The organism is Shewanella aestuarii, assembly GCF_014647215.1.
Classification (GTDB): Bacteria; Pseudomonadota; Gammaproteobacteria; order Enterobacterales; family Shewanellaceae; genus Shewanella; species Shewanella aestuarii.
In genome coordinates this window covers 1-23,594 of sequence record NZ_BMOT01000010.1, presented here as the reverse complement: position 1 = coordinate 23,594, position 23,594 = coordinate 1, and the positions used below count along the sequence as shown (strand labels likewise).

Below are 23,594 nucleotides of genomic sequence, written 5' to 3'. Positions count from 1 at the left end.
GACATAATGAAACTGCCTTTTGTTTATCACGCCAGCTATTCTCAGCTGGCGTTACCCCCTATGCACCGCTTCCCTACCGCTAAATACCAGCAATTATTTGAGCATGCTATTCAAGGCGGCTTAGTTTGCCCAAGTATGCATTACCAAGCTGAAAAAATAGATCTTGAATTAATCAAAGCTGTCCATGACCCTAATTATGTCAATGCCTTTATAAATGGAACAATAGAGCCCAAAGCAATCAGAAGAATAGGTTTCCCTTGGAGTCAGCGCTTGGTGGACAGAACCTTATATGCAGTAAATGGCACCTTGCTAACCTGCAAACTGGCGCTTGAACATCAAATAGCGGTGCATTTTACTGGCGGGTATCATCACGCGCACCGAGATTTTGGTAGTGGATTTTGTATTTTCAATGACTTAGTCATTGCAGCTAATCATCTTATTACCACTGAGCAGCTTGATACGGTACTGATATTTGATTGTGACGTCCATCAAGGTGATGGCACAGCAACCTTGTGCCAAAACCAACCGAACATTATCAGTTGCTCGGTACATTGCAAACAGAACTTCCCCTCCAGAAAACCTCTGTCGGATTATGATATAGAGCTTGATAAAGGGTGCGATGATAACGAGTACTTGTCTCACATTGGGAGCATATTGAGCTATTTAATCCAGCTACATCGACCGGATATGATTATTTATGATGCTGGAGTCGATATTCATGAGGATGATGATTTAGGTTACTTAAATATCTCAACTCAAGGCATTTTTGAAAGAGATAAGCTAGTATTGTCTATAGCAAAACAGCAAAACATTCCTATAGCCGCGGTGATTGGCGGAGGCTATAGTCGTCAAGCTGCAGCATTAACCCAAAGACACAGCCAATTGTTGATTGCAGCAAATCAGGTTTGGGTGTAAAAATAAAACAATGAACAATTTAGCCAGCCTTTAAAAAACAACAATGGCAGCATAAAAACATTTCAATGGAGTAACACCATGCATTTAGAATTCCGTAATTATTATGAAGTCTTACTGTTGGAAATCTTGCGCGATGAAGGCTTAATGGAAGAGTTACCTGAAGATTACTTGGCAGATCTTTGCTGTGTGACGTTAAATCAATTACCTGTCAGATACATCAGACACTTAGTTGATACTTATTTTTTTGAAGATTATAACGAACTTAAGCAAATGAAAACTGAAATAAGCACGGCATTAGAACGTTCGAGGGCATTTCTAAAAGCAAATTTGCAAAAAAGATTAAAAGAAGAGCAAGAAACTCAACAAACACAAACATCAGTAATGCCGTTAAAACACACTGAATAAGCTAATGACTAATTTGCATTGATGTGAAAGGTAAATCAGGAGAGTTTGGAGGCTCCCCTAGAGCCGACACCCCGGCACACGAGTCGCTTGCTGCGGTTGCTCCCTTCCGGGCCTGGCCGAGTTCACAAGTTATCGTTGCGGGGGGACCCTAGGGTCACCATAGTTTTCTAAAAAGGCTAAAACCTTATCTAGAACGCGGCGATTATCCCTTAACGCATCAGTGCAATCAACCCCTAAAGCCTGCCTTTTTACGTTTTCCCCACTAGTTGAACAATCATTACTCAATTGTGGTTTACCAAAGCAGGCTGTAAAACATCCTCTATACTTTATTTACGATAAAGATACCGACCTAAGCGCTTCGATATTTTTACAACACTTGCAGCTGTATCCCCTACTACTGAAAGGAGAACGTAGATGAGCCACATCTTACTTGTCACATTTTCCTTATATTTGCTGCTGGGGATAAATAAATCCATTAATGCCGGAGAGTTTGAAAATAATCCACCTCATGAGTTAACAAACCATTTCATGTCTTATACCCAAGCGGTCCAAAATTTTGACGCCGACACAATAAATTTCTCTCCGTCAGTAAGCATATTGAGTCATAGCGAAACGTATGACGACTTTGAGCATTACCCCTGGTCAACATTTCCCTCAGCACAAATTGGCATAAACTCACAATGGCAACTTTCAACCAAACTCAGCATCAATAGTTACTTTCAGCATCAAAGACATACCATTTACTCATTGGAATATGCATCAAATCACCCAGCGACAGAAAGGTTGCAAGAAAATGCATCGGGTCACAATGAATATACCCTGCTAGGCAGCGAAGTCATCATGCACCAATTACTGAGTAATAAACTCATTATTGGCGTGAATTATCAAATGACCCTACCTCTATTTGAACAATCTAACACATCAAATCAACAGCTCAGAACCTATATGAATTACCAACTCATCGAGAATTTAAATTTACATTTAGATTGGATGATATCTGCAAGTACCGCATCTTCGCCGCAAAACCCATTTACTCCAGTTAAATTATCTAAACAGAAAAGTGTTAATGAGATCTATTCTCAATTCATATTATTTTCAGTGAGTTACAAAATGTGATCTTAGTCACATATCTATATTTTCACCCCAAAAGCACACACTTCTGACAATCTTAATTACCATAGATTTGCTAATGTTATTGTTGGAAAAAAGTTTCGAAGAAAACTAATATCTTTACAAATAAACAGTTTAGTTAAGTAAAAAATTAACATGAGACATCAACATCATAGTTAAAGCGCTACTACTAAAGGAATAGATGGGCATAGTTCACAACTCTCGCGTCCTCTCGCTGAACTAGAGTGAGAGGTTAGTTAAACTGTCTATGGGTTAAAACCAAACACTTTTGGATGAACAACCGAAAGTGATAAAAATATTGCAGGGAAATATGATGAAACGATTCAATTTTAATACAACAGCAAAAGCTGTTTTTAGTGCAGGGATTTTATCCTTTGTACTAGCAGGTTGTGGTAGCGATGGTGTAGATGGCCCTGATGGTCCAGATGGTCCAATTGGCACCCCAATTAAATCAGCTACCTTTATCAAAAGTACAATTACAGAAGCTAAAGTAGACGACAGTAAATTATTATCTTTAACCTTCAAACTTGCTGATGCCAAAGGCGCAGCGATTTTTGGGTTAACTCAAACAGATATCGCTACAATTTCTTTTGGCCGTGTAGGCTCTGCGACTGAACTCGGCGCTGATGACATTATCAATCCAAACCCAGAACGCAAAATTTGGTTAAGTTATTTCAACAAAGATAAAGGTGAAGGATACTTCACGGGTTCAAGCTATTTTGACGGTTCTAAAAGCACATGCACTGACTGCTTCACAGACAACAAAGATGGTTCTTACTCTATAAAAATAGATAAAGCTATTGATACTCTTGAAAAGTATGACTTTGTTGCCGATGCAACAAATGGTATTTATTTATCAATTAAAACCACTAATGACCAATCTAAAACACTTGTCGACAATAGTTTCTTTTATTGGGTACCAGCCACTGACGTACAAGTAGAAAAACCCCTGCAAATCTTAGCTAACTCTGACTGCCAAACCTGTCATAGAGCTGGCCAAGCAGGCGAACTCTCTATGCATGGTAGCAAGCATAATACAGAAGAAGCCTGTTCATTCTGTCATACCGATTACAACCGCTACAGCAAACAAGATAAAGATGCTGACGGTAATGCCATTGGTGAAGCCTATGCATTTGATGGTTCGATTAAAGGTATGGTTCACAGTATCCATACTACGGCTAACTTAAGCAGTGATGGCGTATATCCACAAATGACATCAAACTGTTTGACTTGTCATAATCCGAATGAAGATTTCAATTTAACAGACAGCTGGAAAGCAGATGTGGATACCACAGCATGTTGGAGCTGCCACAGCCCAAGCCCAGCGGCTGAAGCTGCGGGAGTAAAAGCATCCCATAAACAAGGTGCAAATTGTTTTGACTGTCATGGTGGTGAAGGCCGAGGTCGTGGCGCTGAAAGTGCGCATTACTCACTAAACAGCAATAATTTAGCGTCAAAAATCAAAGTTAGCTTCAATTCAATGTCTGTCGCCGAAGATGAATCTTCCATTGCTGTTAACTTTTTTGTTAAAAATGGCAATGACGTAGTCACACTTAAGCAAATCGATCCTCGCCCATACAAATACGGTGGTTTTAATAGTGCGATTGTGATTAACGGTGTGCTAAATGATGACTTCTTGGTTAACTACCAAAAAGTAGGGATTAATCACTTCGTTGAACAAACTGATGGCTCTATTACTGCAACAATCAGTTCAAACGATTTTAAAATCAAAACATTACTGGATGCAAACTCAACGATCGCATTAAGCAGTCAACTTCATGTTTGCTCTAGAAAAGGTGTAATTGCAGATTGTAGTACAGAAGATTTAGATCTGAATAAGCAATCAGCGCCATATGTAACATCTGACACCTACTACTTTAATGTCGATGGCTCAAAAGTTGATTCTTCACCTCGCATGCAACATGCAGAAATGAAAGACTGTCAACAATGTCATACCACTGAGATTACACATCGCTATTCAAATGATCTTGATGGTTGTGCCTCTTGCCATAATGGCACTCGCTCAAACTCAAATTTAGCGATTAAAGTGCATTCAAAACATTATGTTTATGATTCAAGTGGCTCTTTATTCTTCAAAAAGACTGAATGCCAAGCTTGTCATGGCGATGAAGGATTCTCTATCCAAGGCATTAAAGCCACAGCTTCACCTGTTGCTTTTGGTAAAGATACCAATGGTGATTTGTTGGTCGTTTCTCCACAAACGGCGGCATGTGTGAGTTGCCATGTTCCTCCATACGGCTTAAGTGAATCAACAATTAGTCATATTGAGAATAACGGTGGCGTAATTGGTACTATCGAGAAGCTAGGTATTCCTGCTGCTGATTATGATGCGATGAATGTTCAAGAAGCTTGTTCTACATGTCACACAGATAATCGCATACTTGAATCTCACTCTAACTGGGGTGGGCATTAATAGGATAACGAGTGTTTTTAAGAGCCGCTCAAGGAGCGGCTCTGCTGTTTGATTCAATATTTATCAGGGTATAACTACCAAGTTAAATACCTCTTTATAAATAGAAAGATCAGCTTCACACTCTGTATAAACCAATAAAGCTTTATTCAAATGTATGCAGTAACCTTATTGATAGGAATACATTTTCCAACATTGACTTAGCTGAATAATAAGCACCATTTAGGCGCACCTTGCAGAGGAAACTGCCAGTTAAGATGATGTTTTACCTTTGCAGGGAAAATATGATGAACACAAAATACTCAAAAATTGCGCTGTTATTAGCAACAGCAACCTCTATGACACTTGTTGGTTGTGGTGGTGATGATGGTAATCCGGGTAACCCTGGCAATCCAGGTGGTGAACCCGCAGAAGCCATTACAGTGCTAAATCTTGAAATTACCAATGTTAGCTATACAGAGGGCAAACCTGTAGTAAAAGTATTTGCCACTAATGAAGACGACCTACCGGTTATTGGTCTAAAAGACATTGTCATTGAAAACGCAGCCCAGTTAATCCCTCAGGGTGCAGCGGGTGCTGGTAGCAGCGCTAATTGGCAAAAACTGGGCTCATCAAAAACGTTTGAAGATCAAAAGAACGGTAATTACATCTTTACCTTCGATACGTTTGACTCTGAAAAGTTTAACGCTGCCTTGACCCAACGCTTTAACGTGGTCTCTCCAACTTCGACATTGATTGATGGCGTAACCCCAGTAGCAGTCAAAGAAATTGTCCGTGATTTTGACGGCGAAGGCTACCAAGCAAAATACACCAAAAATATCGTATCGGCTGCAGCTTGTGCATCGTGTCATGCTGAAGGCGAGAAGATTTATCATAAAGCCACTTCAGTTGAAACCTGTATCACTTGTCATACTCAAGAGTGGGCTGATGGCCGTGGTAAGCCTGAAGTCGCCTTTGCTCATTTAGTGCATAACGTTCACAACTCAAACAAAGTTTGGGGCCGCAACGACTACACCGCAGAAACGGCTCATGCGATTGTTCAAGATAACTGCCAAACCTGTCACGTTGAATCTGAAGAGCTAACTGAATGGGGTAACTGGACACGTATTCCAACAATGGAAACCTGTACAAGTTGTCACACCAATATCGACTTTAAAGCCGGTAAAGGTCACTCTCAGCAGTTAGATAATTCAAACTGTATCGCTTGTCATAACGCCTCTTGGACCGAAGAAATTCATACAGGTCCATTTGTTGAGAAAAAAGCCTTTATTGACATGTATGGCATGAGTGCAACATTAACCGCAAATAAAGCTACCGATACAGATATGTCGGCGACTTTATCCGTTTCAATGTTAAATGCTGACGGTACTGCACTTGATGTTGCTTCGATGCTAAGCAAAATTCAACGGGTTGAAACCTTAACCAACGTCGGGCCAAACTTCCCAATAATGGGCTATAACCCAAGCCCTGGTAGTGGCTTAGCTAAAATTGCCAAAGACTTAATTAAAACGGGTCAGTTGCAACAAGGCGTCACCATTGAAAATGGTAACCTAAGCTATACTTTTGCTTCATTACCATTTGGTGCAGGTGATGCCGATACCGCATTCACTTTCATTGGTTTAGAAATGTGTAACGATGGTATTAAAGCCGTTGACTGTGCTGAAGGTGTTGCAACAACATCAATGAAAGCTCAATTAACACATGGCACATTATCTGGTAATGCACCCAGCTTACGTCACACTGATTCAGTAAACTTTAGCAGCTGTCAAAACTGTCACGGCGAAACCTTTGAAATCCATAAAGGTTACCACGCCGGTTTTGTGATGACAGAACAACTAGGCCGTGAAAACTCTGAAGGTCAAGTTGTTATTGGCGTAGATGGTTGTGTGACTTGTCACACGCCTGATGGCACTTATGCCTCTGGTGCAAACCAAGGTGCACTTGAAATGAAACTGCACAGTGTTCATGGTGAGCAAGGTATTATTAAAGATTGTACCCAATGTCATAATGACTTCAATCTTGATGCATTCAAGCTTAAAGGTGCATTAGCAACTGCTGGTGGTGGCGATAGCTACACCACACCTATCACAGCAACCTGTGCTTCTTGTCATGGTTTTGAAGAAATCAAAACTCACGCAGAAGGACAAGGTGCGGTGGTAAACGGTTCTTACCAACAAGCCAATGACGCAGCTCAACTAGAGTTCTGTTTAGCATGTCATATGCCAAGCGTAGAAAATCATAGCAAAATGAAAATGTAATTTGCCCATAGGGAGAAGCCCAAAGCTTCTCCCTGTTTCTTGGCAATGCGCTTTTTGATATCCAAAGCGCTTTTATGGACAAATTAGGAAGTCTACTAATGAAGACAAAAAACAAAACCAATTCAATATTTGCAGGGTTAATGTCAGCCGCCGTATTAATGGTGGGTTTGGCAATGCCTGCACATGCTGCGAAATGGGATGAAAAAATGTCGCCTGCGGAAGTCGAAGCGACCTTAGACACCAAGTTTGCAGAAGGCAAATACTCACCCAAAGGTGCAGACTCTTGCTTAATGTGTCACAAACGTTCAGAAAAGGTCATGGACCTATTCAAAGGCGTGCATGGGGCAATTGATTCAAGTAAAAGCCCAATGGCGGGTTTGCAATGTGAAGCCTGTCATGGTCCGCAAGGTTCGCACAACAAAGGTGGCAAAGAGCCGATGATCACTTTCGGGCCTAACTCGACTCTGCCAGCTGACAAGCAAAATAGTGTTTGTATGAGTTGTCACTTAGATGACAAACGTATGTCTTGGAACACCAGCCATCACGACAATGCTGACGTGGCTTGTGCCTCTTGCCACAGTGTTCATACCGCTAAAGATCCTGTGCTGTCTAAGCAAACGGAAATGGAAGTTTGTACAAGCTGTCACACTAAACAAAAAACCGATATGAATAAGCGCTCTAGTCACCCAATGAAGTGGAATCAAATGACATGTAGTGATTGTCATAACCCACACGGAAGCCTAGCTGATGCGGATTTAATTAAACCTAGCGTAAATGAAACTTGTTACGAGTGTCATACCGAAAAACGTGGTCCTAAACTTTGGGAACACGCGCCAGTAACAGAAAATTGTGTTAGCTGCCATAACCCACACGGTAGTGTGAATGATGGCATGTTAAAAACACGTGCGCCGCAACTGTGTCAGCAATGTCATGCCAGCGATGGCCATGCTAGCAATGCCTATTTAGGTAACACAGGTATGGGCTCGACGGTTGGAGACAATGCATTTACCGGTGGCCGCAGTTGTTTAAACTGTCACAGCCAAGTGCATGGTTCAAACCACCCATCAGGTAAGCTATTACAGCGCTAGGGAGTTAACACTATGAAATACAAATTAAACTTAATTACCCTAGCCCTGCTTGCTCCAGCCAGTTTTATGGCAACGGCCGGCGGATATGGGTTAGCCAACGCTAACACTGAAAATGTGAAATTTTCAGCATGGTCTTGTAAAGGCTGTACCGTTGAAGCAGGCACTACGGGCAGTATTGGTATAGGTGCCGGTTACAACAGCGAAGACGATATCAAATCGGCTAATGCGTTTAACAACGCCAATGAAGTTGCTGGCAAACTCGATGCAGATATTCAATACCGCGGCGAGAATGGCTATAGAGCAAATATCGAAGCCACTGATATCGGTATGGACAATGGTCGCGCCGATATTAATGTGGGCAAGTTAGGAACTTATAACCTTAATTTTAACTATCGCTCACTTGCCAGCTATAAATCAAATACCGCCCTTACCCCTTATCAAGGTGTGGGTGGAAATGATTTAACCTTACCAGACGATTGGGTCACCGCAGGTGCTAGTTCGCAAATGCCCATGTTGTATTCAAGTCTGAATCCATTTGAATTGTCACTTAACCGTGAACGCGCGGGTCTTGGGCTTGAATATCAAACGGAATCGCTTTTCACCACCTTTGTCAATTTTCAACGTGAAGAGAAAACCGGGATTAAGCAAGCTTCAGGCAGCTTCTTTAATCAATCAATCATGCTTGCAGAGCCGGTAGATTACACAACCGATACCTTAGAAGCAGGCATTAAATTAAAAGGTGACAATTGGTTTACTAGCTTAAATTACAATGGTTCATCATTTAAGAATGCTAATAATCAACTGAGTTATGATAACGCCTTTAACCCAACGTTTGGTGCTCAAACTCGGGGTTATATGGCACTCGATCCTGATAACGAAGCACACACAGTGTCATTGATGGGACAATTCAATGACTCGGTTACTGCTGTTTCAGGACGATTAATGGTCGGTCAAATGAGCCAAGACCAAGAGTTTGTTACATCTGGTTATGGCTATCAACTGCCTGCTGAGTCATTGGATGCAAGTGTTGATCTCACAGGGATGAACTTAAAGGCTGTCACTAAAATTAGTCGCAGCTTTAGAGTTAATGGCAGTTACGATTACAGCGACCGCCAAAACAACACTCAAGTTGAAGAGTGGACCCAAATTAGTATCAATAATGTCAATGGTCAGGTGGCTTATAATACGCCATACGACCACACCTCACACAGAGCAAAACTTGGCGCAGATTACCGCATCAATTACGGTTTAAAATTAGACGGCGGTTATCAGTTTAAACGGGATGAGCGTAGCTACCAAGATCGTGAAATCACTGATGAGAGTAACCTTTGGGCTCGTATTCGTGTGAGCAGTTTTGAAAACTGGGATATGTGGGTTAAAGGCAGTTATGGCCAACGTGACGGCTCAGACTATGAAGTCTCTGAATGGACATCAAAAGAGCAAAATCAATTACTGCGTAAATACTACCTTGCTGACAGAGACAGAAGTCAAATTGAAGCTCGTGTAAGTCATACCCCAATGGATGAGCTAACCATCGACTTTGGTGTTCGCTATGCACTTGATGACTACAATAATACCGAAATCGGCTTAACTGAATCTAAAGACACCAGCTATGATGCAAATCTAAGCTATATGTTCTCAGCAGATGTTATGTTTAATGCTTTCTACAATCATCAAACCATCAATTCAGATCAATCTGGTAGCAGCAATTTTGCCTCTGCAACTTGGCAAGCTGAAATTGAAGACAAAATTGATGTTATGGGAGCTGGCTTAAGTTACAACAACTTAATGGATAGTCGTTTACGTTTGGGCTTAGATTATAGCTACTCTGACTCTGATAGTAATACTCAGGTTCGCCAAGGTATTACCGGCGATTACGGTGATTACTTTGCCAAAGTACATAATGTTAATCTGTATGCACAATATCAAGCTACTGACAAAATGGGTCTACGTTTAGACTACAAAATTGAAAAGTACTTAGATAATGATGCCGCAAACGATATCGCCCCTGATGGAATATGGAATGTGGTTGGTTTTGGTAGCAATAGCCATGACTATACAGCACACATGGTCATGCTAAGCATGAGTTACAAACTCTAACCCGTAGGCTTAACTTCTATCAAGCCGGTATCTTTATAAAAAAGATACCGGCTTTTTTGTAAAGGTCTTGCATTACACCCACTGTTAACATTATATTAACAAATGAATTATCTTGTGATTAAAAATTGGGCACAGGGACTTGCCCAGTTTTGTTTTCAAACCGTTATATTTCCACCTATCTGGTTAAAACTTTCCCACTTATCGCGTAATTGTTCTGCGAACCGCGCTTGTCCTGAATAAGTTAATAACAACCCAACGCATTCTGCTGTGCACAATCCGCCTTCTATTTGGTTTCTTCGAAGCTGAAAACAAGACTTCATCGAATCAGACAAACTGACTTTTGCTAAAGAATGTAAGTAAGCACTACGATTGTATATTTTGCGAGCTTCTTGCCATGTGGCGTCAATAATAATCAGGTACTCATATCCAGCCAGTGCCGCTTTATTATTCTCATCAATACAAACGTTTCTCGACGGAACACTTACCTCGCCCATCTCATTTGTCTCGGAGTGAGGAAATAACAAGCCCACCGCTGTCTGTTCAATCAAACTTAACAGTGCCCTATCTGGGTTAACTCTATCCCATATAACAAGGTTTGCGGCACTTCCCAACACATCAAGTACCAGCTGGCCTGTATTGGTCTTTCTATCTCGCTCGCGTTGATGGGTCAGTAAAATTATCTTCATTTAATCCTATCTTGGTGGTGCTGATTTGTGGTGCTGCCATTTAGCGTCATTGACTACAAAACTTGGCTTTGTGCTGTCAATATTCTAAATGACGCAGTAAAAACAGCAACTGCCACACTGGGTATAGATGTTTAGCAAAATAACACAAAAGTTGAATTATTGTGATAATCACATTGCCAGCGGAATTAAGTTGTAAAGAGAGCGTTAGCAACAAGCCATAAGGTGATTTTTTAATCTGACTTAACGAATTACTTGGTTAAAATTATCGCCGGAGTTCAGTCTAGTCACTCGATATATCTCACATTAAAGGTGCCCATAATGCATATCATTTCAACTCAAAGTTCATCTGTTACTGCAAATGCACATTCAAGTGTCATTAACCTTGCTCAAAAAGTAGAGCGAGCAGAAGGTCAACCGCACGATGCTGCACATTCGATAAACTCAGCTAAAAAGGCATTAACGAGCGTTTCTATTAGCCCTCAAGCTCACTCTTTATTGGCTGCGGAACAATCCAAAATTCAATCTACTGCCGATGTGGATGTCAGTGCTAATCCATCGCCTGAAAACCCAATTGAAACCACCAAACCGGTCATTAAAGACAATGAAAAGCTCGATAATTATGTGCACTACAAAAAAGCCCAAATGAAATATCAAATCTATGCTGATATGGCCAATATTTCTTCTGGCAATAGCGATTCGATTAAACCTGCAACGGCATATTATCTATCGAACAATGAAGATGCCCGCGCATTTACCGTAAATAGCATGGCTCAAAACCATCAGGTTGCCATGTTAAATACCTATGCAGAAACGACAAAATCAGCCCAAAGCAATTCTATTAATACCAAGACATAGCCATCAAAACGATCAATATGAAAAAGTCATTTATTATCGCCATTTGGCCGTCATATTGAGGTTAAAACATTAAAGTTCAATTAGGAAAATCAATGAAGTTATTACCATTGGCAGGGATTGCTGTACTATCCAGCTTTAGCCTTCAAGCAGCCTGGTGGATAGAACCAACCGACCTATCTTTACGCGCCGACATACAACTTTTATCAGATAATGGCATCATAATTCAGCCCATTACCACTTATCCATTGATGTGGGCTGGAATTAAAAACGATCTCGATAACTCAGATATCGCCTCATTAACCAGCGCACAAGCCGATGCCTATCAAAGGGTCATTGCCGCTTATCGTAAAGATCATCAAGACCTGAACATCTCTGCCGGTTTTAATGGTGCAAATGATCGCGCTCGCTTCATAGGCTTTGGCAATGATTACCGCGATAAAGCGCAAGCCGAGATTAAAGTGGAAGTCACCCAAGATTGGTTTAGTGGCCGACTCGCAGCCAGCTATCATCATGACTCCATTGATGGCAACAGCAGTCGTTTAGATGACAGCTTTGCTGCGGTAATGCTGGGAAATTGGATTGCCTCCGCTGGCGCAGTGCAAAAATACTGGGGGCCAAGCTGGGACACAGGGTTAATTCAAACAAATAATGCACGACCATTACCCGGCATAACCCTTTCAAGAAACAATAGCCAAGCATTTGAAACCCCTTGGTTAAACTGGGCTGGACCTTGGACATTTACCACTAGCTTCAGCCAAATGGAAAGTGAGCGTCACGTCGCTAATGCACGCCATTGGGGCGCAAGAGGCACACTACGCCCGATATCAAAATTAGAAATTGGCGCATCTTGGACCATGCAATGGGGTGGCGATGGCTACGGCAATAGCCTGTCTGACTGGTGGGATGGCATATTCAACGGCGGCATGCCTGAAGGTGAAATTGAAAACGGCCAAGAAAACATGTTGGCAGGGTATGATTTTAGGTGGTCAGATACCGCGTTTGGTATCCCCTACGGTGTTTATTATGAACGTACCCATGAAGATTATCATCACGGTAAAAACAAACTGATCAACTCAGCTAACATGGGCGGTGTCGATTTTTATATCACGCAACTGTCAACACGCTTTTTTCTAGAATACTCTGATACCAAAGTGGCCTGCGGCATAGACCCTCAAATATACAACTGCCTTTATGAACATGGTTTTTACAAGTCTGGATATCGTTATTACGGTCGAAGTTTAGGCAGCACTTATGACAATGACTCAGAAACACTCGTTATAGGGGCTATTACCCAACTGGATAATCAGCAAACCTTGACCACTAAATTACGTTGGCTAAGATTAAATGTTGATGGCTCAGACAGTCATCCAGATATAGGTGGCAACCCTGTTTCACCGGGAAGATATGAAAGAGTTTATCAGCTAGATAGCAGCTATCATCGCCCATTGTTTGCTGGAGAACTAAAGCTGGGAGGCACTATTGGCTACAGTCAGTACCCACAAACACTGGACAGCAGCCAATGGGAAACAACGATTTATGCAGGTTGGCAACGGGATTTTTAAGCCACAAATTTAGGCCGCTTTTATCTTGCCTGCACCCTGTGCAGGCAAGGTTTTAGTGCTGTAAACGCTCATCAATAAAAGTGCACCAGGCATCGGTGTTTCGCTGAGGCACGGTTTTATCGCCTCTTATTCCTAACTTAAACTCAATAACACTTTGCCATTCGTCACTGCCTAAATCAGGCCCATGACCTTGGCCATCACCTGAAAGTAATTGTTTTTCAACTTGCTGATACCACACCTCAGAGCAATTAATCACTATCTTCTGCCGAACTTGCTCTTCGGCCATTTCCGGATGAGATAGAGAGTTATCGCAACCACTCATGAATAAAAACATTGAAAACAACACACTGCATGGCAAGGCTATGTTAAGCAACTGACTCTTTAATTTTTGCATATTGTGCTCCTATCAACCGCATACATTTAACCGCATAAAAGTAGGCGTGATGACATTTTTCAGCGTCTCAACTTGATAAAAATAAGCTAAGCAGGTTTGATTCAGCACTGGGCTTATTAATGCAAAAATCCCCTAGTGTAGAACCCTGTTCAATTAAGCTTTACCTGTGACTATGACATCTAAAGCAAAAATACGACTAAGTATTAAGCGACTATACAACAATGCAACAGTGCAACTGTGCAACTACGCAACTACGCAACTACGCAACTATGCAACTATGCAACCATGCAGCAACCATGCAACTAGCACGTTAGCTCTTGGTAATAAGCTTGTCGCGCCGATTAGTTGCAATTAGCTCAATAAGGCTAATAGATCGTCGGCACTGCCTTTCCACGGGCCTTGTTGTCCATCAGACAAAATCGCATCCGCTAAACCTTGCTTATGCTGCTGCATTGCCTGAATTTTCTCTTCAACCGTGCCCTCTGCAATAAGCTTATAAACGAATACCGGATTTTGCTGACCTATACGATATGCTCGGTCAGTTGCCTGACGCTCAGCGGCAGGATTCCACCAAGGGTCATAATGTATGACAGTATCCGCAGCCGTTAAGTTCAGTCCGGTGCCTCCCGCCTTCAAACTAATTAAAAACACCGCATTTTCACCTTCTTGAAAGGCATCTATTTGGCTTTGACGCTGCTTTGTTTGCCCGGTTAACTTACTGAACGGAATGTTTAATGTCGTTAACTCTTGTTCGATAAGGGTAAGCATTGAAGTAAATTGACTAAAAATAAGCACTTTGCGGCCTTCTTCTAGCATTTCTGGCAAATTTTGCACCAACCAGTTTAACTTGGCATTGTCTGTAACCTTTTGGGCTTGCTCAAGTTTGACCAAACGAGGATCACAACAGGCTTGACGCAGTTTAAGCAGCGCATCTAAAAACTCAATATGACTGCTCGACACGCCTTTTTTAGCAAATAATTCGCGCAGTTTTTTCTCCATCACCAAGCGAATAGATTCGTATAAGTTACGTTGATCTTTTTCTAATTCAAGTGATTGGATAATTTCCGTTTTTTCGGGTAATTCGGCCACAACTTGCTTTTTGGTGCGTCTTAACATGAACGGCGAGATACGTTGATTCAGTAGCATTGATTTCTCAAGATCGGCTTGCTTCTCAATCGGTCCACGAAACTCTTTATTAAAATAGGTGTGTTGCCCCAGTAAACCTGGTAAACAAAAGTCCATTAGCGACTTTAACTCACCTAAATGGTTCTCTAATGGTGTGCCTGACAAGCAAAGCCTGAAGCGCGCTTTCAAGGTTTTAATAACCTGAGTGACTTTAGCCTGAGCATTTTTTATTTGCTGGGCTTCATCTAATATAATGTGCTCAAAAACATGTTCATGATAAATGTCTTCATCTCGCATGATCAGCGGATAGGTTGTTACTATTACATCGTACTCTTCCAGCTTGGCTAACCACTGATGACGTTGGCTGCCATGGATCACCACCACTTTAAGGCTTGGGGTAAACTTTTCAGCCTCTTTTTGCCAGTTGCCCACTAAACTTGTCGGACAAATAATTAAACTCGGTTTGCGCTCGCTTACCGGCGTGTGTTGTTTTACATACAATAAAAAAGCTAACGCCTGAATGGTTTTACCCAGCCCCATGTCATCGGCCAAAATGCCGCCAAGCTGATACTCTTTCAAAAAACACAACCAATCAACGCCCTGCTTCTGATAATCTCGCAAAGTGGCATTGAGGCCGTCAGGCAAAGTGATGGGGGTAATCCCCTTAAAAGAAGCCAGCTTACTGGCAAGTAATCGGACACGCTCCCCATTCAGTAAACGCACTTCACTGGCGCTAAGATCGTTTAGCAAGTGGGCACGATTGCGTGGAATTTGAATCGCATCGGATGAATTACGATTAAACAGCTCCTGGATCACTGAAATAAGCGGTTTAATCGACTTAGCTTTAATCTTAATAAACCGACCGTTATCGCTGGGTAATATCAGCTCTTGTTCGTCATCGGGTTCGCCATGCTGCTGTAACCATCGAGCTACCAATGCCAATAACGAAATACGTTGCCCATCAATATCGGCATTTAATGACAATGAAAACCAGCCAGACTCATCTTCATCATCCAAATCGACATCAAGCTCAGCATCAATGATATTAAGGTCAAAATCACTATCAAAACGTACCACAAATCCACGCTCGACAAGGTCATCCGCGCCTTCAGTCGACAATTCAGACCAAGCAATAATGGCATCGGGCAATAAGCCTTGAGTTAAAAAGAAGCGTTTATTCTGGCTCATATCCACCAGCTCACTGGCCACCCGAGTTAAACCCATTTCGTTCAGAACCGCTAACTGTTGCTGCTCGACATCAACTTGACGATGGACTTGATACTGCACATTGCCTTTTTTCAATAAACTGATGCGTTCAAACTGCTCATTTGCATCAAAACGAACATCGCCGTAGCAAAATTCAACTCGCATTGCCGGTTGCTTAGTGATGCTATCGCTGCGATTAATTAACCCAAAGGTCAGGCGTGTTTCTACCGCTTGGTTAATCTCTTTAAATTCAATTTCACTTGGGATCGGTACTATTTTTGATGGGAAATGCTTTAACAGTGCATGGCTAATGGTATCAAGTTTGCTTTTCGGTACTGGGGGCATTTTCTGTAACAGGCTTAAACGCCCCACTGACAGATCGGTATCAATTAAACCCAACTTCAAATAATCCAGCTCAATAAATAATGGCGGCTCAGTGGCGATAAACTCCCAGTTTTCTAAACCTGGCATAGTCATTTGCATCTGAGTATGATTTTTATCCATCTCTGCCCAAATAAATTCAGGTACCACACCCGCGCACTCTTCCAAAGGAAAACGATTATCTTCCCAAAATGCCACTTGAGCTTGCATCATTTTCATCAATGCTAGGTAGCCAATTTCACCCTCTAAATAAACTTTGTTTCCCTGTAAGTTATTAGCAAACAGTAACCCAATAATTTGTTTGTCTTCTGGGCCTATCCACCAAGGAAGATGCAGACGTAAATCACTGATAATTTGCTTACTGCCGCGATTATAAAGGCCTTTTTTATTCAGTTTGCTACTTTTTAGCTCAACATATACACCTTGAGGATCGCTAGATAGACAATAAATAATTCTATCCGGTACCGTATTATCATCCTGTTTGACATGAGAGCCATCTAATTGGGTAAGCTGAGTTAACCATTGAGAAACCCGCTGTTCTTCCACAGGCTTATTATCAATTAAAGCCAGCAACGCTGCGGCAACATGCTTACAGTCTCGTCTAACAGGACAAGTACAATAAGAGCGCATAATCACTTTATGATTCACATTCACTAAACTGATATCTTGGCGATAAGGCTCATCTGCCGCGCCTTGCGTATAGGCTTCGATATTATGATTATCATGGCTGGCGCTAACCTCTAGCACTCGCCCTTGGATTAAGTAGTTTTGTGCTTTTTGCATTTGCGTGGCAGTAAACAACTTAGCCAATAAGTCATGAGATAGCTTGATAGGAAGGTTAAACAGTTTAGCCGACATTCATTACATCCAAGTACGCCGCTGACAATTATCAAAATAGCAGCAAAAAAGTTAACTTATCATTTTATGGAAGAATCAAGGCAATATCTATAACTATCGCCATTTTCTCCTCTAGCGATAACATCTTATTATGGTTAAAATCCACCAGCTTTGAGCTATATCACTTTAGACACTTTATAAGACCTTATGAAACTCAGTCATCGTTTATCCGAAATTATCAATATGATCGGCCCACAATACGAGCATATTTGGGATTGCTGCTGCGATCATGGATTATTAGGCGCACAGATACTGAAGCAAAAACTGGCAACAACGACTCACTTTGTGGATATCGTCCCCGAGCTTATGCAGCAGGTTGAACACAAGCTGCAATTATTTTTTCCACTTAGCACTGATATCACATCACACTGGCAAGTGCATTGCATCGATGTGGCGCGGTTGCCATTAAATGATTATCAAGGTCGACAGCTGGTTATAATTGCTGGGGTTGGCGGAGATTTAATGCTACAAATGGTGCAACAACTGATAAGCGCGCATCCGTCATTGAGCTTAGATTTTCTACTTTGTCCGGTACATCACGTGGCAAAACTCAGGGCCATGCTTAATGTAAGTCAATGCCAATTGATTGATGAACAGCTTATCTGCGAAAACCGCCGTTATTATGAACTGCTTTACGTTAGTCAGCCATCAGCTAATCAGATAAACCTAACATCAGCGCCCTTAATCAGCTTATTTGGCGATAAGATATGGCAAAGCCATTGCGCTGAACAATCGCTAGTTATCCAGCGTTACCTGAACAAGCTGCTTAAACACTATTCAAAAACAGCCAACACTAAATCGGCACTGGATAGCCGCGTCATTGAAGGCTATCAGCAAATTGCCGACAGCCTTTAAGATCTCATCTAGGCAGACTCATCCCAGCTTGGGATAATAACTGGATATCAAACAGCCGTTGCACCGCAAACAGTATTGAATCTACTTGCAACAGGCCAGCGATTGGCAGGTTATTCCGCCTTGTTATCTTCAACGTGCCACTTTGAAGATAACCAATTGAATATGAGTGCGTTAAACATCTGTTATTCAACTCATCTCTCGAATTGAGCTTAATTAGCGCAAAGCTTGTTCAATGTCATTAATCAAATCTTGCACATTTTCAAGACCCACTGAAATTCTTAACAGATTATCAGTGATCCCAGCGGCCAATCTGGCTTCTGGTGTATAAGGTGAATGGGTCATTGATGCTGGGTGCTGGATCAAAGACTCCGCATCGCCCAAGCTGACTGCAATAGCAAACAAGCCAAGACGATTTACAAATTTAATCGCATCTTGTTTATCGCCTTTCAATTCAAATGCAATCACTCCACCAGCTCGTTTCATCTGCTTGCCAATAAATTTATGCCCAGCATGTTTAGCAAGTCCAGGATAAAACACCTTGCCAAAGGCCGGATGTTTGTCTAAATATTCAGCCAAAATTTCTGCATTATCACAATGTCGTGTTAAACGAACATCTAAGGTTTTCAATCCACGTAAAATAAGCCAAGCATCGTGCGGCGATATCACGCCGCCAAAGTCTTTTAATATTTCATATTTCAGTTTATGTAAATGCTCACTACTGCCACACACTATGCCTGCAATGACATCACCATGACCATTAAGGTATTTAGTCGCGCTGTGGATCACCATGTCGATCCCCATTGCCAGCGGTTGCTGCAATAACGGCGTCATAAAGGTGTTATCGACAATCGATACCAACTGATGTTTTTTAGCAATTTTTGCCATCGCCGCTAAATCAAACACCTCTAAATGGGGGTTTACTGGTGTTTCACAAAAAAGCACTTTGGTTTGTGGGGTGATAGCCGCCTCTACCGCAGCTAAATCGGCAAAGTCCACTAAGGTGGCGTGGATGCCTAATCGGCTTAGCTGAGTGGTCATTAATGCAAAGGTACAGCCATAAACCGCTTTAGAGGCCACTAAATGATCTCCCGCCTGCAGATGGGTAAGCAATGCACTTGATACCGCAGCCATGCCAGAAGCACAGGCGGCGGCATCTTCTGCACCTTCAAGCAGCGCCATTTTACGTTCAAGTTCTGAAGTGGTGGGATTACCTAAACGGGTATAAATGTAACCGGCTTCATCTCCGGCAAATCGGGCGCCACCCTGCTCGGCGCTATCAAACACGAAAGTGGCACTTTGATACAAAGGAGTCACTAATGCCCCGAAAGCTTCCCGTTGATGACCACCGTGAATAGTGATCGTCGCTAAATCCCAATTGGCTTGCTTGTTGTCTTGCATTTTATTCTCCTTGCTCACTTTGTTATTGTCGTTTTAGAAGTGCGAGCCAGATTTAAGATACAGTGGAATAAGATATAACCAAGATGGATAAGACAAATAGTCTCAGCGCAAGATGTAAATACAATGTTACAGAGTGGTAGTGCAATGCTACTCTGATAAGTCAATAACGTCGTGGGTTCACCAAGAACAAACTAGACTCGTCTAAGTTCACTTTACAAGCGAACCATGAAATTCACTCACCGACACGCACAAGTATATCCCTATAGCTCAACCGCCCCGTCCATGAGGCGGACGGTCGGCTCACAAATCATCATGATTCACCTTCGTGGCATTGCCTCAATCAGGTTTTAAATAGACTATCAGCGGTTAGTTGCGGCAGGAAAACCAAAGAAAGTGGCTATTATTGCCTGTATTAGAAAGAGGGTTGTGATCTTAAGCCTATGTTAAGAGATAGCGTTTTATGGGAAGTGCCAAAAGTATAAAATTAACTCTTGACGCCATAGTCTCTTGTTATGTGCCAATTAACACTAAAAGTAAAACTCTATTAATGGCTTGGCAAAGAAAACCACCATAGTTAAACCTGCTACTGAAAGCATCATACTGAGGAAAAGTACAAGCGCAGAGCCTCTCAATATCATATTGAATTTCCACCATCCAATATTTTCTATATCAATCTTTTTCACTTCCCTGATATAAGTTTGGAACAGTAGAAAACCAGCAAAGAAAATTAGAAACCCTAAAATGAAAAATTTGAGAATAATATCCATACTCGTGACACAACTTCCTTAGGCATAATCTTATTAGTGACCCGAGATGCTATTTAAGCTACGTCGCCTGCACTTGACTTCATAAATAATGACACCTTATTGGCGAAGTAAAAACAGAGCCACCCATTTTTTAAACAAGTAACATAACTCGTTTTTATAGCTTTGGCGAGGGTTTTGCTCGATGTTCTCAATTCATCAATTTCAATTTATGTAGTTAAAAATTAAAGTTAAATTAATGATTTACTCATCATTTGCAGAAATCGGCACAGCAGAAAATCTTGATTTCAATCAAGTATAAGAAAGATGGTGGTTTGTCAGGAATAATTACTTAAGCGCACAGCCAACGTTGGCAGTTTGATGCACCTTGTCGTCGCTTTAGCTCTAAATGCTCACAATATTCTGTAATAATTATGGGTGGCCTTGTTTTACTTGGTGGCCTTGTTTTACTTTGGTTTTGGTTAACGCTATAAACTCACAAGAGTTTATTTTAGTCTGTACATACTTGGTTATCAGCAAGTATGTACAGACTAAGGGTACCGAAATTTATTTGTACTTTTGCGATTAAACAGTATGAATAGAGGCTTTAGTTATTAACCCGATTAATGGGCAAAACCTTGTTTTTTAAAACGTTAGTTAAAGTATTGGCTAAAACGTTTAAAAGCGAAACGCTGCAAGCTATATTTCTCCATATTTAACAGCCGTTTATATTCTACAATTCGCTTCTACGCACTACTTTTCCTGTACTATAAAATTTAACCGGTGTTGTGTTTTTATTTGCTTCTGACGGTTTAAATTCAGATTTAGGCATTTCATCAACTTGACTTTGTGTCATAAAGCCTTCGGGGGTTGAGCTAATTAACGTTTTTTCTACTACATACCCATTGGAGTCTATAACAGTTAATACAGTCCACTCACCACGACCTTTTGATAACCAAGCAGGACGTTTATTTAGCATCTTAACTTTTGTATTCTTTAATACCCAATAGTTGGGCAAATTTTTCTCTGTAATTTCAATAACATCAGAAGTGAATACGGGTTCTACTTTTGTAGATGTTGCTTGACATCCCATAAGACCTAGGATTATCAAGATATAACTCATTTTTTTCATACAACCTTCCATGTTTGGGTTACATTAAAACAACATATACATTAAATGGATTAAGACGGTTAAGCAACAAACAAAACTAACGACTTCAGTTCCGCTTAAATGGCTGGTATGTTTTATTAAACCGATATCTCGAACGCTTTCACAAACACTTAATAACTTCATTATTAACGAAAAGTATGCCGCTGGGTCAATTTCATACTGAAAAAACTGAGGGTGATGAACAACGATTATTGAAAGGATAAGTCGCGCAATAAGGTGAGCTGAACGTCTAACTAGATACTCTAATAAAGAGAAGCGAGCATGACCGTGAATGATGTGGCTAATGAAGCAATGACTTCTCACCATCATCACTATGCCAAATGCTATTTAAGCTACATCGCCTGCACTTGATTTTATAAATAATGACACCTTATTGGCGCGCATTAATGAATGCAATCAACAAAGTCGTTTACACCTTAAATGAGCCTGAAACTAACTGTGCATAAAGCACTTGAGACTTGAATAGTGCCATCTTAGGGTTAACCGATAAATGTCTCGGCTTTGGCTTCCTGCGTCGCTCTACCTCCTAAATCCATTTAGTCGTAGTGCCCCTGATATTTCAAAGGAATGGAAAGCCACAGGCAGCACCCTTTATTGTTAAAGAATTCCCACAAACAGCCTCTACCTGTATTGGTATGCTGCTATTTCTAAAAGCACGATGATGTAACAGCTAAATGACACACTCAGAAGATGAGTTTGTTGATTGATGTTAATTTGACTGCAAAAGCAGTCAAATTAGTTAGGTTCGCTTATTGACTGGTGGTAGGCTCATATGTGTTATGTTTTGAACAACACTACTGCAAGTTAATGTTTTTAAGATGCTTGGGTTGCCACTTCTGCTTTAGCTTTCTTATTAACAGCATCGATAATTCCAGCACCGATAATAAATAAAGTACCGTTTATAAATATCAGTAAACCAACCGTTTCATGTATAGAACTCTTAGCTCCAGCAAAAACAGTAAAACCCAAGAAATAAACTAAAACACCAACAGCAAAGAAAATTATTTGCATGATAAAACTCCTATAACATTAATGAAAAACATGTAGCCCAATAACGGGCAAGTGCAGCGGCTCCGCCGCGTCGTGGCACTTGTCCCCGCGAGGAGCGCAGCGACGAGTGCATGGTTCATTTGATTGTTATGCATCAACTTTCACTAAATGAGGCTTCTTTTTAAGGTAGCGCCATGCCCATGGCTGAATGTTGAGCGGAAAAACATCATCGTACTGCGACATACTCGATGCGATCCTAATAACTCTGTTTGTGATGAGCCCCTGGACAATGCCATCCGTGTAGCGAGCCGAAACTGTTTTCGTATCGTTTTCAATATACAGGTTCAGAAACACCTTCTCTTCTGGAGTTAGCTGATGCAATTTTTCTCGATAGAACTTCATCTTTCGTAGATGGGAGATACGACCTTTTGCCCATTTAAAACCAGGAATAAAAAGTTCAGCAGCTAACAGAGATACGCAAAGAAGCCAAACAACACCTAGCCAAGGTTGGACTAACTCCTTCGCCTTTTCTAAACCAAGCAGTGTTGTCAGTTTATCTCCACCAAAAAGTAAAATACTGGTAAGCACTAGCAAGATGAAAGCGTGCTTAGGGGAAAGCTTGAGCCAGTCAAAAATCTTCTTTGCTTCCAACATAATCATCCTTTGATGCATAACGAGACTGTAGAATTTCTATTTTAGAAAAACAGTCTCAAAATTTATTAAAAAATTAAGCCTCAAATTGCGTTGCTACGTGAAATCTGAGGGAATATTCCACTAGAAAGTGAGTTTGACGGGCTGTATGAACACAAAAATCACCTGCTATTTTCTACTTTAGAGAAATTCTACAGCCTCAACGCCGCATTAAGCGGACTAAAATTGTTGGTTACAATGTGTAGCGAAGCGAAACCTAACCAACTGTTTTAGTTCCGTTTAAATGCCTTGTATGGATAATAAACCCACCTAATTTACAAATACTTCCCTGTTTCGGGTAATGTGAGACCCA

18 protein-coding genes, 1 other RNA gene and 1 pseudogene are annotated in these 23,594 nt (G+C 41.2%); 11 read left to right on the top strand and 9 right to left on the bottom strand.

The window, feature by feature from the left end:
• Nucleotides 1-3 precede the first annotated feature (3 nt).
• Together IEY03_RS13915 and IEY03_RS13910 are read left to right on the top strand one after the other, a co-directional pair.
• A complete protein-coding gene (locus tag IEY03_RS13915; protein ID WP_188842947.1) occupies nucleotides 4-915 on the top strand; it encodes a histone deacetylase family protein in 912 nt (303 codons plus the stop codon).
• A 78-nt stretch (nucleotides 916-993) separates the two neighbouring features.
• Nucleotides 994-1,320, top strand: coding sequence for a late competence development ComFB family protein (locus IEY03_RS13910; RefSeq protein ID WP_188842749.1), 327 nt, complete (start codon nucleotides 994-996; stop codon nucleotides 1,318-1,320).
• Between the two features lie 54 nt (nucleotides 1,321-1,374).
• On the opposite strand, the gene ffs is transcribed toward IEY03_RS13910, so the two are convergent.
• Nucleotides 1,375-1,472, bottom strand: an RNA gene (gene ffs / locus IEY03_RS13905) — signal recognition particle sRNA small type.
• A gap of 262 nt (nucleotides 1,473-1,734) precedes the next feature.
• Between ffs and IEY03_RS13900 the strand changes: the two genes are divergently transcribed.
• From IEY03_RS13900 to IEY03_RS13880, 5 genes are all read left to right on the top strand, one after another.
• Nucleotides 1,735-2,436 carry a hypothetical protein gene (locus IEY03_RS13900; RefSeq protein ID WP_188842747.1) on the top strand — a complete coding sequence of 234 codons (702 nt, stop codon included), beginning with the start codon at nucleotides 1,735-1,737 and terminating at the stop codon, nucleotides 2,434-2,436.
• Nucleotides 2,437-2,764: 328 nt separating this feature from the next.
• On the top strand, nucleotides 2,765-4,885 hold the full coding sequence (locus tag IEY03_RS13895; protein ID WP_188842745.1) for an OmcA/MtrC family decaheme c-type cytochrome: 2,121 nt from the start codon (nucleotides 2,765-2,767) through the stop codon (nucleotides 4,883-4,885).
• A 281-nt stretch (nucleotides 4,886-5,166) separates the two neighbouring features.
• The gene (locus IEY03_RS13890) at nucleotides 5,167-7,140 is read left to right on the top strand and encodes an OmcA/MtrC family decaheme c-type cytochrome (protein ID WP_188842742.1); all 1,974 of its coding nucleotides are present in this window, start codon (nucleotides 5,167-5,169) and stop codon (nucleotides 7,138-7,140) included.
• Nucleotides 7,141-7,280: 140 nt separating this feature from the next.
• A complete protein-coding gene (locus IEY03_RS13885; protein WP_373290875.1) occupies nucleotides 7,281-8,228 on the top strand; it encodes a DmsE family decaheme c-type cytochrome in 948 nt (315 codons plus the stop codon).
• A 12-nt stretch (nucleotides 8,229-8,240) separates the two neighbouring features.
• Nucleotides 8,241-10,328: an MtrB/PioB family decaheme-associated outer membrane protein gene (locus tag IEY03_RS13880; RefSeq protein ID WP_188842739.1), complete on the top strand. Its 2,088-nt coding sequence runs from the start codon at nucleotides 8,241-8,243 to the stop codon at nucleotides 10,326-10,328.
• A 155-nt stretch (nucleotides 10,329-10,483) separates the two neighbouring features.
• Here IEY03_RS13880 and IEY03_RS13875 read toward each other — a convergent pair whose 3' ends face one another.
• Nucleotides 10,484-11,014 carry a tRNA-uridine aminocarboxypropyltransferase gene (locus tag IEY03_RS13875; RefSeq protein WP_188842737.1) on the bottom strand — a complete coding sequence of 177 codons (531 nt, stop codon included), beginning with the start codon at nucleotides 11,012-11,014 and terminating at the stop codon, nucleotides 10,484-10,486.
• A 318-nt stretch (nucleotides 11,015-11,332) separates the two neighbouring features.
• Here IEY03_RS13875 and IEY03_RS13870 point away from each other — a divergent pair, with 318 nt between their 5' ends.
• Both IEY03_RS13870 and IEY03_RS13865 read left to right on the top strand, forming a co-directional pair.
• On the top strand, nucleotides 11,333-11,869 hold the full coding sequence (locus IEY03_RS13870) for a hypothetical protein (RefSeq protein ID WP_188842735.1): 537 nt from the start codon (nucleotides 11,333-11,335) through the stop codon (nucleotides 11,867-11,869).
• Between the two features lie 92 nt (nucleotides 11,870-11,961).
• The gene (locus IEY03_RS13865; RefSeq protein ID WP_188842732.1) at nucleotides 11,962-13,431 is read left to right on the top strand and encodes a capsule assembly Wzi family protein; all 1,470 of its coding nucleotides are present in this window, start codon (nucleotides 11,962-11,964) and stop codon (nucleotides 13,429-13,431) included.
• 52 nt (nucleotides 13,432-13,483) lie between these two features.
• Here the strand turns inward: IEY03_RS13865 and IEY03_RS13860 are convergent, their stop codons facing one another.
• A complete protein-coding gene (locus tag IEY03_RS13860; protein WP_188842730.1) occupies nucleotides 13,484-13,825 on the bottom strand; it encodes a hypothetical protein in 342 nt (113 codons plus the stop codon).
• 351 nt (nucleotides 13,826-14,176) lie between these two features.
• Nucleotides 14,177-17,395, bottom strand: coding sequence for a DEAD/DEAH box helicase (locus IEY03_RS13855; protein ID WP_188842728.1), 3,219 nt, complete (start codon nucleotides 17,393-17,395; stop codon nucleotides 14,177-14,179).
• Between the two features lie 186 nt (nucleotides 17,396-17,581).
• On the opposite strand from IEY03_RS13855, the gene IEY03_RS13850 reads away from it, so the two are divergent.
• A complete protein-coding gene (locus IEY03_RS13850; RefSeq protein WP_188842726.1) occupies nucleotides 17,582-18,289 on the top strand; it encodes a tRNA (adenine(22)-N(1))-methyltransferase in 708 nt (235 codons plus the stop codon).
• 213 nt (nucleotides 18,290-18,502) lie between these two features.
• On the opposite strand, the gene IEY03_RS13845 is transcribed toward IEY03_RS13850, so the two are convergent.
• Nucleotides 18,503-19,687 carry a trans-sulfuration enzyme family protein gene (locus tag IEY03_RS13845; RefSeq protein WP_188842724.1) on the bottom strand — a complete coding sequence of 395 codons (1,185 nt, stop codon included), beginning with the start codon at nucleotides 19,685-19,687 and terminating at the stop codon, nucleotides 18,503-18,505.
• 357 nt (nucleotides 19,688-20,044) lie between these two features.
• Here IEY03_RS13845 and IEY03_RS13840 point away from each other — a divergent pair.
• Nucleotides 20,045-20,169, top strand: a pseudogene (locus IEY03_RS13840) (IS110 family transposase); the annotation flags it as partial.
• 45 nt (nucleotides 20,170-20,214) lie between these two features.
• Here IEY03_RS13840 and IEY03_RS13835 read toward each other — a convergent pair.
• From IEY03_RS13835 to IEY03_RS13820, 4 genes are all read right to left on the bottom strand, one after another.
• A complete protein-coding gene (locus IEY03_RS13835) occupies nucleotides 20,215-20,454 on the bottom strand; it encodes a hypothetical protein (protein WP_188842722.1) in 240 nt (79 codons plus the stop codon).
• Nucleotides 20,455-21,163: 709 nt separating this feature from the next.
• The gene (locus IEY03_RS13830; protein WP_188842720.1) at nucleotides 21,164-21,562 is read right to left on the bottom strand and encodes a hypothetical protein; all 399 of its coding nucleotides are present in this window, start codon (nucleotides 21,560-21,562) and stop codon (nucleotides 21,164-21,166) included.
• An 852-nt stretch (nucleotides 21,563-22,414) separates the two neighbouring features.
• Nucleotides 22,415-22,612: a hypothetical protein gene (locus IEY03_RS13825; RefSeq protein WP_188842718.1), complete on the bottom strand. Its 198-nt coding sequence runs from the start codon at nucleotides 22,610-22,612 to the stop codon at nucleotides 22,415-22,417.
• A 126-nt stretch (nucleotides 22,613-22,738) separates the two neighbouring features.
• Nucleotides 22,739-23,245 carry a super-infection exclusion protein B gene (locus IEY03_RS13820; protein WP_188842715.1) on the bottom strand — a complete coding sequence of 169 codons (507 nt, stop codon included), beginning with the start codon at nucleotides 23,243-23,245 and terminating at the stop codon, nucleotides 22,739-22,741.
• Nucleotides 23,246-23,594 lie beyond the last annotated feature (349 nt).

Coding starts and splice junctions, on each gene's coding strand:
- IEY03_RS13850 (WP_188842726.1), top strand. CDS start 17,582: ATGAAACTCAGTCATCGTTTATCCGAAATTATCAATATGATCGGCCCA.
- IEY03_RS13900 (WP_188842747.1), top strand. CDS start 1,735: ATGAGCCACATCTTACTTGTCACATTTTCCTTATATTTGCTGCTGGGG.
- IEY03_RS13860 (WP_188842730.1), bottom strand. CDS start 13,825: ATGCAAAAATTAAAGAGTCAGTTGCTTAACATAGCCTTGCCATGCAGT.
- IEY03_RS13865 (WP_188842732.1), top strand. CDS start 11,962: ATGAAGTTATTACCATTGGCAGGGATTGCTGTACTATCCAGCTTTAGC.
- IEY03_RS13870 (WP_188842735.1), top strand. CDS start 11,333: ATGCATATCATTTCAACTCAAAGTTCATCTGTTACTGCAAATGCACAT.
- IEY03_RS13875 (WP_188842737.1), bottom strand. CDS start 11,014: ATGAAGATAATTTTACTGACCCATCAACGCGAGCGAGATAGAAAGACC.
- IEY03_RS13830 (WP_188842720.1), bottom strand. CDS start 21,562: ATGAAAAAAATGAGTTATATCTTGATAATCCTAGGTCTTATGGGATGT.
- IEY03_RS13895 (WP_188842745.1), top strand. CDS start 2,765: ATGAAACGATTCAATTTTAATACAACAGCAAAAGCTGTTTTTAGTGCA.
- IEY03_RS13880 (WP_188842739.1), top strand. CDS start 8,241: ATGAAATACAAATTAAACTTAATTACCCTAGCCCTGCTTGCTCCAGCC.
- IEY03_RS13885 (WP_373290875.1), top strand. CDS start 7,281: ATGTCAGCCGCCGTATTAATGGTGGGTTTGGCAATGCCTGCACATGCT.
- IEY03_RS13845 (WP_188842724.1), bottom strand. CDS start 19,687: ATGCAAGACAACAAGCAAGCCAATTGGGATTTAGCGACGATCACTATT.
- IEY03_RS13855 (WP_188842728.1), bottom strand. CDS start 17,395: ATGTCGGCTAAACTGTTTAACCTTCCTATCAAGCTATCTCATGACTTA.
- IEY03_RS13820 (WP_188842715.1), bottom strand. CDS start 23,245: ATGTTGGAAGCAAAGAAGATTTTTGACTGGCTCAAGCTTTCCCCTAAG.
- IEY03_RS13910 (WP_188842749.1), top strand. CDS start 994: ATGCATTTAGAATTCCGTAATTATTATGAAGTCTTACTGTTGGAAATC.
- IEY03_RS13890 (WP_188842742.1), top strand. CDS start 5,167: ATGATGAACACAAAATACTCAAAAATTGCGCTGTTATTAGCAACAGCA.
- IEY03_RS13835 (WP_188842722.1), bottom strand. CDS start 20,454: ATGGATATTATTCTCAAATTTTTCATTTTAGGGTTTCTAATTTTCTTT.
- IEY03_RS13825 (WP_188842718.1), bottom strand. CDS start 22,612: ATGCAAATAATTTTCTTTGCTGTTGGTGTTTTAGTTTATTTCTTGGGT.